The 19128-nt window shown below is 60.0% G+C and carries 10 protein-coding genes; all 10 read left to right on the top strand.

Annotation, left to right across the window (positions count from 1 at the left end; genetic code table 11):
• Window positions 1-118 precede the first annotated feature (118 nt).
• Window positions 119-1924 (top strand): DUF8696 domain-containing protein, encoded by a 1806-nt coding sequence (locus tag ACYSMN_RS24450; RefSeq protein WP_488926556.1) that lies wholly within the window; start codon window positions 119-121, stop codon window positions 1922-1924.
• A 563-nt stretch (window positions 1925-2487) separates the two neighbouring features.
• A complete protein-coding gene (locus tag ACYSMN_RS24445; RefSeq protein WP_488926555.1) occupies window positions 2488-5106 on the top strand; it encodes a glycosyl hydrolase family 28-related protein in 2619 nt (872 codons plus the stop codon).
• A gap of 343 nt (window positions 5107-5449) precedes the next feature.
• Entirely contained in the window at window positions 5450-7207 is a 1758-nt protein-coding gene (locus ACYSMN_RS24440; RefSeq protein ID WP_488926554.1) for a T9SS type A sorting domain-containing protein, read from the top strand.
• A 139-nt stretch (window positions 7208-7346) separates the two neighbouring features.
• Window positions 7347-9482 (top strand): glycosyl hydrolase family 28-related protein, encoded by a 2136-nt coding sequence (locus ACYSMN_RS24435; protein WP_488926553.1) that lies wholly within the window; start codon window positions 7347-7349, stop codon window positions 9480-9482.
• 68 nt (window positions 9483-9550) lie between these two features.
• Complete coding sequence (locus ACYSMN_RS24430; RefSeq protein ID WP_488926552.1) at window positions 9551-10900, top strand: MGH1-like glycoside hydrolase domain-containing protein; 1350 nt, start codon at window positions 9551-9553, stop codon at window positions 10898-10900.
• Window positions 10901-11096: 196 nt separating this feature from the next.
• Entirely contained in the window at window positions 11097-12635 is a 1539-nt protein-coding gene (locus tag ACYSMN_RS24425) for a glycoside hydrolase family 30 protein (RefSeq protein ID WP_488926551.1), read from the top strand.
• 173 nt (window positions 12636-12808) lie between these two features.
• A complete protein-coding gene (locus ACYSMN_RS24420; RefSeq protein ID WP_488926550.1) occupies window positions 12809-14470 on the top strand; it encodes a right-handed parallel beta-helix repeat-containing protein in 1662 nt (553 codons plus the stop codon).
• A gap of 87 nt (window positions 14471-14557) precedes the next feature.
• Entirely contained in the window at window positions 14558-16804 is a 2247-nt protein-coding gene (locus ACYSMN_RS24415) for a glycoside hydrolase family 2 protein (RefSeq protein WP_488926549.1), read from the top strand.
• 738 nt (window positions 16805-17542) lie between these two features.
• Complete coding sequence (locus ACYSMN_RS24410) at window positions 17543-18175, top strand: LON peptidase substrate-binding domain-containing protein (RefSeq protein ID WP_488926548.1); 633 nt, start codon at window positions 17543-17545, stop codon at window positions 18173-18175.
• 589 nt (window positions 18176-18764) lie between these two features.
• Window positions 18765-19128 (top strand): glycosyl hydrolase family 28-related protein (locus ACYSMN_RS24405; protein WP_488926547.1); only part of this gene is annotated, 364 nt, incomplete at its 3' end.

The raw sequence follows: 19128 nt of genomic DNA, 5'->3' as shown, positions 1-19128 counted from the left end.
ATACAAGCTGGCGGGAGCAAAAGAAGGGCACATTAGTAGCTTGCCGCGTGAATTTCAGTGCTCGTTCCTTAGCTTAGGCTTGGCAACTCTGCCTCCTTCACGCTTCAGCTGCTCAACTATGGCGCACTATCCCTACTCAAAAAACTCTTTTCCGGTGGCTCCGGACCGGACTCGCAACGCTGCCCGCGGAAGACGCTCGTGGCTGGCGCTTTGGGCGCTGGCGTGGCTGGTCCCGCTCGCGGTGGCCGCCCAAACCACCATTACCATTCCCGCCGACAACAGTGGCGGCGCCCCCGACCCGGGCCAGGGCATCGTGCCGTTCAGCACTATCTTCCGCTATGTCTGGTCGTCGGGCATTTACACTGGCGCCGAGGTGGGCCGCGGGGGCTTCATCACTGAAATCCGGTATTACGTCGAGTCGGTCAATAATCCGCAGCCGGCGCCGGTGAAGCTTTACCTCAAGCAGCGCGCTTCGGCCAGCTTCCCGCAGGTGGTGAGGCCCGACGACGAGCGCAGCGGGGCCACGCTCGTCTACGACCGCACGCTGCCCGGCAGCGCCTTCGTGGCCGGGCAGTGGGTGAGTTTGCCGCTCGACGTGCCATTCAACTACGACCCGGCCAGCAACTTGCAGGTGTACATCGAGACCACCTCAGCCGCAGCCACTGAAATGGCTACCAACCAGAAGCAGTTCCGTTACTCTTCGGCCGGCTCCAACTCGGCTGTTAAGTTTCAGGGCACGTTCGTGCCTACGGGGGGTATTTCCAACGGCAACAGGCCCAACGTGCAGCTGGTTTTCGGCACCACTGCCGCCTGCACCAGTCCGCCCGCAGCGGGCACGGCCGTAGCCAGCGCGCCGGGCGGCTTCTGCACCGGCGGCACGCCGCTCACTATCAGCCTGACCGGCGCCGCCACCGGCGCTGGCCTGAGCTACCAGTGGCAGCAGTCGGCCGACGGCACCACCTACACCGACATGGCCGGAGCCACGAGCTTTGCTTACGCGGCTACCGTCAGTTCCCGCACCTGGTTTCGGGCCCGGCTTACGTGCGGCGGTCAGTCGGCTACCTCGGCGCCTGTGCAAGTGAGCGAAATTCAACCCACCTACGCCACGCTGCCCGTGGCCGAAAGCTTCGAGAATACCTGGCTCAGCAGCTGCGGCACCCGCGACGCGGCCGGCCCCAGCTGGCGGACGCGCCCCGTAGAAGGCAACCCCGCGTGGCGCCGCAACGAGGATGGCGCGGCGGCGGGCTGGCTGTTTCCGGGGAGCAGCACCTACGCGCCGGCCAGCAGCCAGGGCGCGTACTCGGCCCGGTTTCACTCTTCCACCCGGTCCATCCCCGAAGAGCCGGCCCAGGGCAGCCTCGACTTATTCGTGAACCTAAGCGCGGCCGGCAGCAAAACGCTCACCTTCGACTACATCAACTCAAGCGGCGGCGACAAGCTCGAAGTACTGCTGAGCACCAATGGCGGCGCTACCTTCGGGGCACCGCTGCTGGCCCTGGCTACCACCACCGGCTTCGCCCCGCAAACGCTGGTGCTGCCCGCCACTTCCGCCACGAGCGTGATTCGCTTCCAGGGCGTGTACGACCCGAACGGCGGCAACCCCAGCGACCTGGGCATCGACAATGTGCGGGTAGCGGCCACTACGCCGCTGACCACCCGCGCCGCCTGGGGAGCCGGCGAGCTGCGCGTGTTTCCCAACCCGGCGCAACGGTATTTTACGCTGGACCTGCCCGCCACCAACGCCCCGGTGGCTCGGCTGCTGCTGCTCAACGCCCTGGGGCAGTCGGTATACTCCCGCTCCCTGGTGCTGCGGGCAGCCGGCACGCAAGCCCAAGTAGACGTAGCCGGCTTGCCCGTGGGCATCTATACGCTGCTCGTGCAAACCAGCCAGCACACGGCTAGCCTGCGCGTGGCGGTCCGTTAGTCTCTTCCTCACGGACAGCGCGAAGGCGCGCCCGCAATTGACGCCACGCAACCCGCTTTAAGCGCAAGCACGCGCCACAAGCACGCGCGTTGCCAACCAAATACTCCACTTAGAGCTGCCGTTGCCGACGGTGGTCCTGGGTGGAGTTTTTCTGTTGGAAAAACCAGTATCCAGGGAAGAGAAAAGCACCAGAAGGCAGCAGATGTCAAACTGCACTGAATTTGACTTATCAAATAACATATATTTCACACCCCGATATTTCGCTAAAACTCAATATGAGTAATGTGTTAAAATTATGCCTTTTTCAGCCTCCTTTAGGCTAATTGAATTAAAAAAATTAAGTTAGCATCTCAACTGTGCTGCCTTCCGCTGAAATTTAAATTTTTCCCTTTCATTAGTCTACTCCTGCCCTGCTTGCGGCCGGCACCGCTCGCTACACCCACCACTGCTTCCATGGCAACCAACGGCCGCCACATGGCCACCCGTAACGGCGTTGCGCCGGCCTCGCATCAGGTAAGCGGGTGTCGCTCATTTCCCTTCGTTTCACTTCCAGCTTTTTACTTATGCCCTTTTTACGCTTGATGCGAGCCACGCTCTTGCTTTTGAGTTTGGCCGCCGCGGGGCCGCTTGCCGCTCAGGACCATGCCTACCCGACTGGGGCCAACGTGGTGAACGTGAAGGCCGCGCCCTATAACGCCGCAGGCGACGGCGTGGCCGACGACACCAACGCCCTGCAACAAGCCATTACCGACTACGTGGACACGGGCCGCATCATTTACCTGCCCAACGGAACGTACCGCATCACGCGGCGCTTGCTGTGGCCGTACTCGCCGCGCAGCAACCAAAGCCCGCGCTTCCTGATGATACACGGCCAAAGCCAGACCGGCACCGTCATCAAGCTGCAAAACAACTGCCCTGGCTTCCAGGATGCCAACGCGCCGCAAGCCATGATGCGCACCACGTCCGGCGCCACGCTGGAGCAGGCGTTTCGCAACTCGGTGCGCGACATCACCTTCGATACCGGCACGGGCAACCCCGGCGCCATTGGCTTGCAGCTCTTCGCTTCCAACCAGGGCATTGCCGAGCGCGTGCGCATCATCTCCGGCGATGGGCAGGGGCCTATTGGGCTGGATTTGAGCTTCGACGGCGGCAACGGGCCGCTCATGTTCCGCGATATCTACGTGCGCGGCTTCGACAAAGGCATCCGCTGCCAGTATGGCTACGGCATGGTGATGGAAAACGTCACGGTCGAAAACCAGCGCGTGTACGGCTTGGAGAGCGATGGCGGGCGCACCACGCTGCGCCACTTCCGCAGCAACAACACGGTGCCGGCCATCCGCACCCGTGAGGGCGGCGGCAGCCTCAACAATATCGTACTGCTCGACTCGCAGCTCGACGGCACGGGCGCGGCCAGCACCAAGGCCGCTATCGAGGAAGCGGGTTTCCGCACCTACCTCTACGCCCGCAACGTAACGACGAGCGGCTACGCCCAGGCCATCGTGTACCAGGGGGCGCCGGCCAGCTGCCCCAACGTGCCCAACGGCCTGGTTAGCGAGTACAATTCGTACTGCTACTACAACAAACTGTCGGCCTCGCCCGACCGCTCGCTGGGCCTGCCCATCAAAGATATCCCGGAAGTGCCCTGGGGCAACCCGGCCACCGACTGGGCCAACGTGGTGGACTACGGCGCCGACCCCACCGGCGCCACCGACGCTACGGCGGCCGTGCAAGCCGCCATCAACTCCGGCAAAACCACCGTGTACTTCCCCAACGGCCGCCGCTTCCGCCTCACCGGCACCGTGGAAATAAAGGGTCCCGTGCGCCACGTGCTCGGCAACGAATGCAACCTGCTGGGGTCGGGCGGCTTCAAGCTGGTCAACAGCGGCACCACCGACGCGCCGGTGGTGGTGCTGGAGCAATTTTTCGAGGAGTTCAACAACAGCGTGCGCCTCGAACAAGCGTCCACCCGCACGCTGGTCGTGAACTCGGTGCTGGGGCTGCGCTACGACCTCAACAACAGCGGCGACGTGTTCGTGAACGACATTACCACGCAGTTTTTCCGGCCCAATACGGCCGGGGGCAGCATCTGGGCGCGCCAGTTCAACATTGAGTACACCACCGTGGAAAACAAAGGCGCCAAGCTGTGGATCATGGGCATGAAAACGGAGGCCGAAAGCACGTGGCTTAATACCACGCTGGGCGGCTCCACCGAGCTGCTCGGCTCCCTGATCTACTCCTCCGGGGGCAAGCCCACAGTACCCATGTTCATCAACAACGAGTCGAACGTGAGCCTGATATCGGTGGCAGAGCTGAACTTTAGCGGCAATTTCTACGATGTGTGGGTGCGCGAAACCCGCGGCGGCACCACGCGCAACATCGGGCGGGGCGACGTCTACAGCGGCGGCCGGGACCTGCTTTCTTACAGCGGCTTTATTCCCGTGACGCCTCCCCCCGCGGCCCCGCTGGCCGACGGCCTGTACACGCTCACGCCGGAGTGCGCCCCCGCCACCCGCCTCGACCTGGCCGGCAGCCTGGCCACGCCCGGCACCAACGTGCAGTTGGGCGCCGACAACCCCACCAGCAACTCCCAGAAGTGGACGGTGCGCCGCCAGCCCGACGGGCGCTACCGCCTCAGCTCGGCGCTGGATACCACGAAAGTAGTGGACATGGCTGGCGCGGGCACCGCGCCGGCCACCAACGTGCAGCTCTTTGGCTGGCTCGACAACCCGGCGCAGCGCTGGACCCTGACGCCACTGGCTGGCACGCCCTACTTCACCCTCACGCCTCAGTGCGCGCCGGCCTTGCGCCTGGATGTGGACGGGGCGGGCACGGCCCCCGGTACCAACGTGCAGGCGTGGACCGACAATGGCAATGCCGCGCAGCACTGGCGCTTCACTCCCACTACCCGGTCTGCCGTGGTGGCCGGCACCCGCAGCGCTGTCACTACCCTGCTCACGCTACATCCCAACCCCGCTCAGGACGCCGTAACGCTGCGCGCCGAAGTGCCACTGGCCTACGCGGTCCTCTACAACGCCCTGGGCCAGGTATGCCGCACGCTCCGGGCGCCGGGCCGCGCTACTACGCTAACGCTGCCGGTGGTTGGGCTGCCGGCGGGCCTGTACTCCGTGCAGGCTACCACCACCGATGGGCAACTCGTGCGCCGCCCACTGCTGGTCCGCTAACAACTCTTCTTTTGCTAAGCTCTCCCCCTGCGGCGCCAACCAAGCATTCCGGCACTCCCTCCTCAACCTGACCCTGTATACCGGCTCCAGCAACCCTGCGGCCATACGCCTCGACTACATTGCCAGTAACCGTGGCGCCGTCTAGGACGTGCCGGTGCACTCGGGTGGCGGGGCCGGATACACTACTTGCAAAATTTGATTTATCAAACATTTTTCGGTTTCCAGCAAAGGCAGCTTAGCGAAATTTGATATGGACAAAGTGTTGATAATTATGCCTTTTCAAGCTGGAATTGGGCTGTATAAATCAAAAAGCAAGTTCGTTTCCCCACCATACAACCACCCTATGCGAATTAAACTTTTCCTCTCCGTCAGTCTGCTCCTCACCTGCCTACTACAGTCGCCGCTGGCAAGGGCGGCCACCTATTACGTAACAACAACCGGCACTGACAACGCCGCCCGTGACGGCCTCTCGGCGGCCACTGCCTGGCGCTCTTTGGAGTACGCCTGCGACCGGGTGGCCGCTGGTACGCACGTCATTTCCGTTGGGGCGGGCACGTTTACGGCCACGCGCACCAGCTATCCGAAAGCCGGTGTTACGGTGCGCGGCCAGGGCATCGCGCAAACTACGCTACAGGCCTCGGCCACGTGGACCCTCACCGGCACGTTGCAGGCCCAGGCCGCCAGCAACTACCTCATCGCCATCAACGACCTCGACAACATCACCATCGAGCAGCTGACGCTGATTTCGGCCAGCGCTACGGCCCGCATCCACGGCGGTATTTGGAACAAGTACTCGGCCAATATCAAGGTCAACAACTGCAAGTTTGAGGAGTTCTCCTGGACGGGCGCCTTCTTTCGGGAGGTGAGCGGGCTGGACCTGCACCACTGCCAGTTTCTCAATGCCAGCCAGGTGTTCGAGGGCTACCACAACGGCCACCTGCAAACCCGTTACTTGGAGCATTCCAGCATCCACGACAATGTGCTGCGGGGCACTTACGGCCCCGGCTACGGCTACAAAGCCAGCGGCCACGAAGATGTGAAGTTCTACCGCAACACGGTTGAGGTGGAGAGCGAGTTTGCCCTGGAATCGGCCCATGAGCACGAGTTTGGCTTCGAGGTATATGAGAACACCATGAATCGGTGCATCTCCATTCCGAAAACCGACGGCGGGGCCGACCCCAATAGCCGTGGCTTCACCTACGCTATTTGGATTCATCACAATGATCTGGCGGACAGCTACACGGTGGAGGGACCGCGCAACTATCTAATCATTAGCCATAACAACATCCACATCACCCAAACCGGCGGCCGGGTATACACTCAGCACGGCGGCAACACCACGGGTCCAATTCAGATTCACCACAACGTGGTACGCAACCTGGACCGGGCTTTCGTGTGGAAAAACGAAGGCATTCTGGAAAACCTGTTCGTATACAACAATACCGTGTACTGCGCCAACGCGGGCAACCGGGCCGGGGCCATTTTCGAGCTGGGTGCCGTTGGGGCAAGCCACGGGGTGCGCAACTGGGTGTTCAAGAACAACGTGGTAGTGGCCCCGGCCTCGCAGCCCCGCCAGCTGTACTACGACCAACCGCAGATCGGCAACGTGACGGTCACGCACAACCTGTTCGTGAACGTGAACCGCGTACCGACGGGCAACCTCACGGGCGTTGAGCCCGGCTTCCTACTCAGTGGCGCGGCTCCTTTCCCGTACTACGCGCCGGCCAACGCCAGCAGCGCCGTCGTGAATGCGGGTACGAACGTGGGCTTTCCTTTTCTGGGCAGTGCCCCCGATATTGGGGCGTATGAGTTTGAGCCGACCACGACGCCCTTGGGTACGGCCGGTGGCAGCCAAGCAACGGAGCAAGGCCTGATCCTCTACCCCAACCCAGCCCACGACGCCGTGACCCTGCGCGCCGACACTCCGCTGGCGCAAGTAGTGGTGCGCAATACGCTCGGCCAAGCGTGCCGCACCGCTCGTGGCACGGGCCGTACCGCCGAGCTGACGCTATCGGTACTGGAGCTGCCAGCGGGCCTTTACACGGTGCTAGCCACCACGGCCAACGGCCAGTTGCTCAGTACTAAACTGCTGGTTCGATAAACCTACTGCTGCGCGGCGGGGTTAACGGTGCCCTACTCGCGCCGGACTTAAGGCTTTTGCCGCCGACCAGCTCACTTCATGGGCACGGCAGCCGCACTTCTTCAGCCTATTCTCCTTTTCAACCTTATTCATTCCTCGCATGAAGCCCGTACGCTTACTTTTTGCTCTTGTCTGCTCAACGGCTGTGCTAACTAGCCAGGCGCAGGACCGGCCCTTACCCGCCGATGGCCGCATGATCAACGTGAAGGCGGCCCCCTACAACGCGGCCGGCAACGGTACTACCGACGATACGCAGGCCATTCAGGCCGCCATTGCGGCTGGCCTCGAAAGTGGTAACCGTTACGGCGCCCCGCGCTTCGTGTACTTCCCCCGGGGCACCTATCGCGTGAGCAATACCTTGTTGAGCCGGATCGGGACGGGTGGTTTCTCCGACGGCTGGCGCGCGGGCATGATGCTGGTGGGAGAAAGTGAAACCGGCACCATCATCAAGCTCGCTGATAACGCGCCCGGCTACAACGACCCGGGCGCCCCGAAGGCCGTTATCAAAACTGGCTCCGAAGATCCCCAACCCAGCGGCGGCGGCAACCAAGCCTTTCGGCACTCCATCCTCAACCTGACCGTGCATACCGGCTCCGGCAACCCTGGGGCTATGGGGCTTGACTACCTGGCCAGCAACCGCGGGGCCATCGAGCACGTGACGGTGCGCTCGGGCGACGGGGCCGGGGTGGCGGGCATTGCCATGATTCGGGATTGGCCGGGGCCGTCCATCGTCAAGAACGTGCATGTGGAAGGCTTCGATTATGGCGTTCAGGTAGGCGTGTATGATTACGGCGTCACGTTTGAATACCTCTACTTGCAGGGCCAGCGGCGGGCCGGGGTGCGGAACGCCGACAACGTGCTGCACATCCGCAAGCTTTTCAGCCAGAACACGGTGCCGGCCATTGAAGCAGCGGGCGGTGAAGGCCAGATTGTGTTGCTCGACGCCGAACTGCGCGGCGGAGCGGCCGGCCAGGCGGCCATCGTCAACAATGGCTACTTATTGGCCCGCAACGTGAGCAGCACCGGCTACGGCAAGCTTATCGACAACAACAACGGCACCCGCGTGGACGTGACGGCCAGCACCGTAGCCGAATTCTCGTCGCACGTAGTCAAGAGCCTGTTTTCGGGTCCCGATACCTCTCTTAACCTGCCCATTGAGGAAACGCCCGAGTACGACAACGCCGACCTGAGCCAGTGGGCCAACGTGGCCACCTACGGCGCCAGCACCGACAACAATACCAACAACGATGCCACCGGCATTCAGGCGGCCATCGACGCCGGCAAGCCCGTGGTGTACCTGCCGGGCGGCGATTATCACCTGTCGGCACCTCTTATTGTCCGGGGCAATGTGCGCCGCATTACGGGCCTTAGTGCCCAGCTTCTGCGCAAGGCTGACTTCCCGGCGGGCCAGCCGCTCGTGCGCTTCGAGAATGGCGGCCCGACCAACGTGGTGCTGGAACACATGCGGCTGGAAGGTATGGTTGAGCACGCGGCCAGCCGCGCCCTCGTACTACGCCACCTCGACCACGAAGGCTACCGCACTACGGCCGGCAACACGGGCAAGCTGTTCGTAGAGGACGTTATTGGCAAGCCCTATCTTATCAACGGGCCGCAAAAGGTGTGGGCGCGGCAGCTCAACTCCGAGTTCGGCAACGACCCGCTCATTGAGAACAACGGCGGCACGTTGTGGATTTTAGGCTTCAAAACCGAAGGCGAAATGACGACCATCAAAACCGTGGGGGGCAGCACGGAGCTGCTAGGCGCCCTGATATATCCTCTAAACCAGAACGTCACGCAACCAGCCTTCATCAACGACAACGGCCGCGTGTCGTTGAGTTTCACCAAAGCTGGACCCAATTACTACCCGGTATACGTGCGGGAGCGGCGGGGTACGGAATGGCGGGAGTTCACTATTGCTAATCTCGGCGCCCGAAGCTTGCCTCTGTTTACGGGTTATGCCACTGCTACTGGCCCCTTGACCACTTCAACCAAACCAGCTGCCGCGCCAGCCGAGCTTTATCCCAACCCAGTACACGATCTACTGACCGTGGAAGGCCTGCCTACCGCGTCGGCGCCCGTGCCTGTACTGGTGACTGACCTGCTAGGGCGAGCGGTACTACGCGGCCACCTCAACGCCAAGCACCAACTCGATGTGAAAGCTCTGCCGCCGGGTGCTTTCCTGCTCACCATTGGCGAAGGTTCTAAACGAGTGGTGCGGCATGTGGTGAAACAGTAACTTGGGAGGCGCTGAACGACTGGTTGTTTGGTTGTTCTGTTCCTATCCTCCACCTGTTTCCCTGTGCTATGCTGCATCGTCGTACTTTTTTAAGAAACGCCAGTGCGGCCGGACTCACGGCCGCGCTGGCACCTTTGGCCGCTTGCTCATCGGCGCCCTCCGAAACAGCCAACTCGGCTGCGGCGGGGGGCGCCGCTGCTTTTTCGGTATCGAAAGAGCTGGCCCAGCGCATGTACGACAAGGCCCTGAGCATTGCTAAAACCAAGATTCGGGGCGGTGAGCAGGAGCCGTTTTTCAAGCAGCCCTACCTGGACGAAGCTTTTTCCAACAACATCTTCTACTGGGACACCTGCTTCATGACGTGCTACGCCAAGTACCACCAGCAGGAATTACCCATCGCGCAGGCCCTCGACAACTTCTACCGGGTGCAGGACGCGGATGGCTACATCGGCCGCGAGTATCTCGAAAACGGTAAGCCGATGTGGGAGAAGCACCATCCGGTGAGCATCAATCCGCCGCTGCTGGCTTTTGGCGAGCTGGAGCTGCACAGCCAAAACCCCGACGTAGTCCGCCTGCGCCGGGTGTACCCCCACCTCAAGCGCCACTTCGAGTTCCTGCAAGCCACCTACCGCGGCGACGACGGCCTTTACTTCGGCGATACGCTGGGCATGGGCATGGACAACATTCCGCGCCACCCACCCGGCTGGAAAGACGACGGCAAGGGCCTCACCTTCACCAACCTGTACCCCAAAATCATCAACTACGTCGATGAACGGTCGCGCTGGAACGTGCAGGGCCGGCTGGTGGATTTTTCGGCCCAGATGGCGCTGTTTGCCCGGAACCTCCAGCAGATAGCCCGGCTAGCCGGCCAGGCCGCCGATGTGCCAGCCTACGAGAAGGAGCACGCGGCCCTCAAAGCGGCCCTCAACCAACACTGCTGGAGCGAGGCCGACGGTTTTTACTTCGACCTGGGCTACGGCCAGCCCATCCGGCGCTTCCACGTGGGCATGTACTGGGCCCTGCTAGCCGATTGCGTGCCCGCCAAGCGGCTCGACCGTTTCCTGGCCCACCTCACCGACCCCAAGAAATTCGGCCGCCCCGTGCCGGTGCCCGCCCTGGCCGCCGACGAGCCCGAATACAAACCCTACGGCGACTACTGGCTCGGCGGCGTGTGGGCGCCCACCAACTACATGGTGCTGCGCGGCTTGCGGCACGTGGGCAAAACGGAGCTGGCGCAGCAGCTGGCCCAACGCTACTACGGCGCCGTGGCGGAGGTATTCCAACATACCGGCACCTTCTGGGAAAACTACGCCCCCGAGTTTTCGAGCTACGGCAACATTGCAAAGCCCGATTTCTGCGGCTGGACGGCCATCGTGCCCATTACTATCTGGCGGGAATTTATTCAAGCCAAGAGCTGAGTGGTGGAGACCTTAGACCTGAGAAGTTAGAGCTTAGAGAGCTTCCGAATTCTTGTCCATACCGCTGCACAGCCCAGGGTTTAAACTCTGGGCTGGAAGGCAATGACACGCACAGTCGATACACCTGCTGTAGTGCCTCGGGGTAATTCCTGGCCTACACATTCGCCGCATACCCTCCCTCAACACCTCCGTTGCTATGCGTAAACGCTACTTGCTGCTTCAGTCCTTCGTGCCAGCGCTGCTGCTGGCCGCCACTGCCCTGCCCGGCTGCCAGTCGCCGGCGGCGAAACCGTTACTGGCCACGCCCTGGGTGTCGCGGGTGAATGACACCAACACCGGCATGGCGCAGGCTTTGGAGCAGCAGCCGGCCGTGCCATTTGCCTCGGGTGTGCCCGATACGGCCCGGTATAGCATTCGGCTCCAACCCGATTCGCTGTTTCAGGAAATGGACGGCTTCGGCGCCTCTTTCACCGAAGCCTCGGCCTACCTGCTGGAAAGCAAGCTCACTCCCGCCGCCCGCGATACGGTGCTGCAGCGGCTGTTCGGCAAGCGCAGCGGCATTGGTTTGAGCATGTTGCGCCAGCCCATCGGGGCCTGCGACCATGTGCTGGCGCCGTACACGTACGATGATGCTACCTTCCTGGACACCACGCTCAGCCGCTTCGATATCGGCCCCGACAAGCGCTACGTTATTCCGGTGCTCCAACGGGCGCTGACCGTAATGCCCGGCCGCATCAAGGTGACCTGCGCCACTTGGAGCCCGCCGGCTTGGATGAAAACCAACAACGCCATCGTGGGAAAGGCCAAGGGCATCGAGGGCCATTTGCGGCCGGATTGCTACCGGGCCTACGCCAAGTATCTGGTTCGTTTTATGGATGCGTATGCTCAGGCGGGCATTCCGATCTACGCCACCAGCATGCAAAACGAGCCCGACCACGCCAGCGACATCTGGCCCGCGCTGAAAATGACGGCCGACGAGCAGCGCCTGCTCATCAGCCAGCATCTGGGGCCCTTGCTGCGCGGCAAAAACACCAAAATCTGGTGCTGGGACCACAATTTCAACACGCCAGGTGCGCCCAATGGCAAGTTTGCCCGCGCGGTTCTTTCCGATTCCGTGGCGGCCCGCTACGTTGCCGGCTCAGCCTGGCACTGGTACAGCGACGGATTTCCGGAGGTGCTGCTGGCCATCAACCGCGAGTTTCCCAATAAAGAAATTCATTTCACGGAAGGTAGCGGCGGCGAGTGGAACCCGATGAAAAGATGGCGCGACGGCTTCCTGGAGGAGATGCGCTACCTGATCAACCTGCCGCGCACGAACTGCCGCTCGGTGGTGCTCTGGAACATCGCCCTCGACGAAAACAACGGACCCGACTATTACTACCGCGCCGCTGGCAGCCAATCGACCTGCCGGGGCCTGCTCACGGTAAACCAGAAAACCGGCGCTGTAGGCTACAACACCGATTACTACGCCCTGGGCCACCTCAGCAAGTTTGTTGATCCGGGGGCCCGCCGCCTGGCTTCCAACCAGTGGGTCGGCCGCCTCGAAAACGTGGCCTTCCGCAACCCCGACGGCAGTTTGGTAATGGTGATTTGCAACCGCGAGAAGACGCCTAAAACCTTTACTATCCGTTATCAGGACCAAATTCTCAGCTACTGCATTACCGGCGAAACCGCCCTCACGCTGACTTGGGCCGGCCAGAAAGCCGCGCGGCCAGCCGTGGCGCAGGTTCGCTAAGCGACCTCAGCTGCTTACGTAATCGTCGTGATACCCCATTAAATGAAGTATTTACTTCCTAATAAGCATTATTATTGATTACTTAGAGTCTAAATACGCATGCTAAAGCCTAATGTGAAGGCGCAGCAACAAGCTTGCGCTAGTGTTTGGCGGCAGTAATTTCTTCGCTCTCTATGGCTTTACTTCCACCCGCGCATTGGCACAGTAAGTTCGGCTTGCTGATTGGTCTGCTGATAAGTCTAGTATCGTCGGCTAGCGCCACGGACTACTTCGTTAGTGCCCAAGGCAACGACAGCAACTCTGGCACCAGCCCCGGCCAAGCCTGGAAAACGCTGGCCCGCGCCAACCAACTCATGTGCAAGCCCGGCGACCGGCTGCAACTACGGGGTGGCGACACCTTCACGGGCAATTTGGTGTTCGATGCCAACGACGCAGGTACCGCTGCGCAACCCGTGGTAGTAACTTCTTACGACCGCGGTACGGCCACCATTGCGGCCGGCCTTGGCACGGCGTTGCTGGTGCACAATGCGGGCGGCTTCGTAGTGCGCAACTTGGAGATGCAGGGCCAGGAGCGCCACCAAAACAAGGGCTACGGGGTGGAATTCCGCAACGACTTGCCCGCCGCTGCCAAGTTGCGCAACATCACCATCGACAATGTGCGGGCCCACGGCTTCGGCGTTGATGGCATTTTCGTGCACGGCGCGCCGGCCGACAAGTCGCTTAGTGGCTACGAAGACGTGCGCATCACCAATTGCCGCACCTTCGACAACCTCTACACCGGCCTGCACCTAGAGGCCAGCTACGTACTCAACGCCACCACCTATGCCCACCGCCGCGTGTACGTCGCCGACTGCGTGGCCTACGACAACTCCGGCGACCCTACTTTCCTGGAAAACCACTCTGGCAGCGGCATTTTCCTGGGCTTCGTCGATAGTGCGGTGGTGGAACGCTGCCGCGCCTACAACAACGGTTTCGACTGCCACGCCCAGCAAGGCGGGCCCATTGGTATCTGGGCCTTCGCCGCCAATCGGGTGCTGATGCAGTACAACGAATCGGACCACAACCGTACCGGTACCGGCTCCAACGATGGCGGCGGCTTCGACTTCGACGGCGGGGTGAGCAACTCGGTGTTTCAGTATAACTACGCGCACGACAACGACGGCGCGGGCTTTCTGCTCTACGTCTACCCGGAGTCGCCCTATAGTTTCCACCACAACGTGGTGCGCTACAACATCAGCCAAAACGACGGCCGGCGTAACGTATTCGGGGCCATTCATGTGGCCGATGGCGGCGGTGCCAGCAGCAAAGGCGTTGCGGATATTGAGGTGTACAACAACACTATTTTCATTGGTCCTAGCGCCACGGGCGGACAGATTTCGGGCATCACGGTGCTCGAAACCAAGCGGGTGCATTTCTTCAATAACGTACTCGTGAGTACTGGCGCGCGGCCGCTACTACGCACCCGCGCCAACCAGGACTTGCAAGCCCATCACAACCTCTACTGGTCCGGCGGTTCGCCCGACTCGCTCCGCTTTTTGGTCGATGAAAAGTTGGTGCGCAGCCTGCCCGCCTGGCGCGCCGCTTCCAACCTAACCACCCCCGCCAACGACCTCACCACCGATCCGCGACTAACGGAAATCGGCGCTGGGCCTACGCTCAACCAACTAGGCAAGGCGCCGTTGCGCCTGCCCGCTTACCGGCCGCTGGCGGGCTCACCGGTGCGCGGCGCCGGGGCCCCACTCCCACCCACTCCGGCGCTAGCTGGCGCGGCCAAGGATTTTGGCGGGCGAGCCGTGCCGCCCAAGACCCCGGATATCGGAGCTGTCAGCCACTGAGTTCCGCACCCAGCAAATCACCTGCCCTCTATTATTTGCTCTGCTCAACTGCTTTTTCTCGCTGTTTCTCTCCTCCCTTTCCTGCCCATGCGTTTTTTGCTTGCCTTTTTCAGCGTTTTGGTGCTAAGCCTAGGTTCAATTCAGGCCCAAACCAACCCGCGCGAAACTATCAGTCTCAACGGCACCTGGCAATTCGACCAGACGCTCACGGCCGCGCCGCCTGCGCAGTTCACGCGCACTATTCCGGTGCCAGGTCTCATCCACTTAGCGGAGCCGCGGATTCAGGATTACGACGCCTTTTTTCAGAAGCCAACCGGGGCCACCTTGCAGGAGCAGCACAACTTGGAAGACCGTAATTACGTGCCTAAATACAGCTGGTATCGGCGCACGGTGCCCGTATCGGCGGCGCAGTTGAAGCAGGCGGCTGTACTCAGCATCAAGAAAAGCCAGTACGTGACCCGCGTGTTCGTCAATGGCTTCGATGCGGGCTGGAGCATGGAGTGCTTCACGCCCATCGAGTTTCCGATTAGCCGCTACCTCAAAGAAGGCAACAACGAAATTTTGATTTCGGTGGGCGACCGGGCTTGGCTGCCCAGCCAGGCCGCCGGCGGTACCGATAAGGAAAAGGTGGCTTACCTGCCAGGCATTTGGGACGATGTGACGCTGAGCTTTACGCAGAATTTTCGGGTGAACCGTGCTATTCTGCTGCCCAACCTGAAAGAGCAGAAAGTAACGGCCAAAATGCTTATTCGCAGCTTCTACCCGCCCCAGCTGCTCTTCGGCACCAACATTTTCGACACCTGCCGGGTGCAGGTGACCATCCGCGAAACGAAATCGGGCCGGCAGGTGGCCACGGCCGGGAAAGACGTGGTAGTGCGCCGCGACAACCTCACCGAAGCCGCCCTCGACGTACCCTTGCCCAAAGCTCACCTCTGGACGCCCAACGACCCGTTTCTGTACACGGCCACCGTGCGCCTGCTCGAAAAAGGCCGCGCTTCCGACGCCACGGACAAGCGGTTTGGGATGCGGGAATTCGGCCGCGAAGACAAGTACTTCACGCTCAATGGCGAGAAAATCCTGCTGCGCGGCACCAACATCACCTTGCACCGTTTCTCCGAAGATCCGGAATCCCGGGGCTTGCCCTGGGACCGAACCTGGGTGAAAAAGCTGCTCACCGACATTCCACGGGCCACCAACTGGAACATGATGCGCGTGTGCGTGGGCCTGGTTCCCGACTTTTGGTACGATCTGGCCGATGAGAACGGACTGATGTTTCAGAACGAGTGGATGTACTGGCAAAACCACGGTTGGAACGAGCAAATCCGCCAGGAATACACCAACTGGGTGTGGTCGGATGGCAACCACCCGAGCATTGTAATCTGGGACGGCATCAATGAAAACCACGATAAATACATTGGCACTCAGCTGATTCCCGAACTGAAACGCCTGGACCCCACCCGCATCTGGGACGCGGGCTTCATGACGGCCGAGGAAGGCAGCGGTGCCCAGGACGACATGGACGAGCCGCACCCCTATATGGACATTTCGCTGGCTAAAAACTACCCCGATTTCCGCACCAAAAAGCCCTACAACCTAGGCCTGCTGCACGACACGGTGGAAACCTGGACCCAGAAGTTTCGGGAACGTCCGCTGCCCCAGCTCACCAACGAATACGGCTGGATGTGGCTGTGGCGCGATGGTACACCCAGCAAGCTTACGCTGCCTAACTACGATTTCTACCTCGGTCCTGGCGCCAAAGCCCCCGCCACCCAGGAACTGCAAGCCTACTGGCTCCAGCTCCAAACCGAGTGGCTCCGGGCCGAGCGCAGCCTGGCCGGCGTGATGCATTTCTGCTATCTCACCAACAACTACGGCTTCACCGGCGACTCCTTCGTGGGTCCCATTGCCGAGCTGAATCCTTCGCCCATGCAGCGCTGGTTCCGCCACTGCTTTGCGCCCCAGGCTGTGCTGCTCGGCTTCACTGATGAGCGGTACATGAAGCACGTACCACCGCACGCGCCCGGCGCCACGCTGCCCATCACCCTCACCGGCGTCAATGACCTGAAAGCCGAAGCCAGCGGCAAAGTGCGGCTGCGGCTGCTCAACGGCCAGGGCAAGGACGTATTGAAGCAGAACCTGAGCATTCGGATTCCGGGCTACGGCGCACAGGAGCTGGCCGCCACCGTAAAGCTGCCTCAGCAGCCGGGCGGCTACTTGCTGCTAGCCGAATTCACGCCCAAAGGCCAGAAGCAGCCCGTCATCAGCCGCCGCTACGTGCGGGTAGGAGTCGCTACGCCCACCACCTGGTACAACATGCCCGCTTCGGCTTATTAATACTTTATGCTATGCTCTGGCCTATAATTAGGAAGCCGTAGGCAGGTTAAAGAAGTGTAAAGCAGTGTTTAGTTTTTGAGATAAATGCTTGAGCAAACTTTGCATCAAGGTCAGCACCCGATAAGCTCAGCCATTTGATCGAACCCAAGGCACCGTAATAAGCTCCTACAATGCAACTTATAATCCAGCCAGCCACAGCCATCGTAATGATTGACTTGTTCTATTGAATTCAACATAGTTATAAGGCGAACTGCTTTCACCTCAGTAAAATCACTTGTGTCGTTAATCATAAGATTAACGGCAGCAACGTCCGCTTCAGGCTGTAAAAGCGGATTATTGTGCGCATTACTTTCAAGATAACGGTGTATCCGCTGCATACCACTAATGATTTCGACTTTGAGCATCTGATTACATATCAAGAAGAGTGAGCTGGGAAGTTGTGTCAAAATCTCAAATAACTCAACCTGATATCTATACTCTCTTTCAACCCTGCGTTTTAATCGAACACATACTTCTCAAGTACTTCCTAAATATGACGCAGCAGCTGCGGCAGGTCATAATTTTATGAGGAGGCAACGGGGCAGGTCTTTCGTTTTTATTGTTTGAAAGCTCAACGCTTGCGAAACCTGACTGAAATTTCTTGCCTGAAATGAGGTCAGAATGTATGAAGGCGCTGATTTTCGTGTAGGTTTAACCTACATATTAGCATAGAAACTACAGAACCGCCATTTCCGCCATATGCGCACGCTTGCTCTATTTCCATTAAACTTGGTCGTGTTTCCGGGCGAAAAGCTCAACCTGCACATTTTTGAGCCGCGCTACCGCCAGCTCGTGCGCGACTGCCTGAGCGAGGGTATCACGTTTGGCATTCCTCCCTACCGCAACGAGGCCGTAAGCTCGCTCGGCACCGAAATGCAGCTCACCGGCATCGAAAAAACCTACGACAGCGGCGAGCTCGACATTCGCACCCGCGCCGTGGGCATCTTCCGCATCGAGGAGTTTTATCGCCAGGCTCCCGGCAAGCTCTACGCCGGCGGGCTGGTAGAAGACCTAGCCGACGACAACACCGGCGACGTTATTTTGCGGGCGCGCATCACCGAGCACATGGAACAGCTCTACGACGTGCTCGGCCTGCGCAAACTCATGCAGGAACTGCCCGCCGACTACCGCATTTATGATATTGCCCACCACCTCGGCCTCAACACGGAGCAAGAATATCAATTGCTAGAGGCCGAAACCGAGGCCGAGCGCCAAGAACAGGTACTCGAACATCTAGAGCATATTCTACCGGTACTACTCGAAACCGAGCGGCTGAAAGAGCGTGTGCGGCTGAATGGGCACTTCAAAAACCTAACGCCGCCTAACTTTTGAGTTGGGAATTGCACTTCAACAGCTGTATCGGCACCGATGGATGCTCAAGCCTGGCCCGCACCGTGTCGCCAGCAAATGAGGCTGACTTTTCCTTTTTCCTTAACTGACGACATCACCCTTCCAGCCTGAAATTACTAGGGACTTAGAACTCCTAAGACGCCACCTCGTGCCCGTAGCTGAGCGCCAATTATGTACGTTGTGACATAGGGCTGCTATATAAGCACCACTGGTTTGCAACGCCGCCTGCTACATTTTAGAAATTCTAGCAGCATAGGGAAGCTAGCCCGTACGCTAAGTTGAAATGTGTATTTTTTTGGCATCTACGTCAATGTCTATCTATTGCCACGCAGTTACCTCAATTTTTTCTTTTAAAATATATTGATCTACTTTTCAAGTATTTACTCTAATTATTGTTACTGCTTAACTCACATACATATCAAGAATACAACTCGCTTTCAGCGTCCCTTATAATTCCTTAATATGAACAAAAACCAGAACACGCAGCACTGTATGCTTGTGTTCAGCTTACCTTGTTGCTTGGTTTTTCATGCTTCGTGGAAGGCTCCTGCTTCATCCTTGATTGTTGACAATGGCGCGTTTTTTACCTTTTCTGCTTTTGCTGTTGTGCCTCAGTACTGGCGGGCTGCCCCTAGCGGTAGCGCAAACCCCTGACGCCCTGTTTCCCGCCGGTGCAGGCTTAATTAACGTCAAAGCGCCCCCCTACAACGCCGCTGGCAACGGTGTTACCGACGACACGCAAGCCCTCAAACGCGCCATTGCAGACTACATTGTTTCGGGCCGTACACTGTACTTACCCACCGGCACCTACCTTATCAGCGACATACTCGACTGGCCTTCCCGCGATGGCTTCACCCCGCGCCACTTCATGATTCAGGGGCAAAGCCGGACTGGCACTATTATCCGGCTCAAGGACGGCACTCCCGGCTTCCAGG

This window comes from Hymenobacter sp. M1-2 (assembly GCF_057808495.1).
The sequence above is the reverse complement of the archived record's forward strand: the minus strand, read 5'-3'. Positions and strand labels throughout refer to the sequence as shown.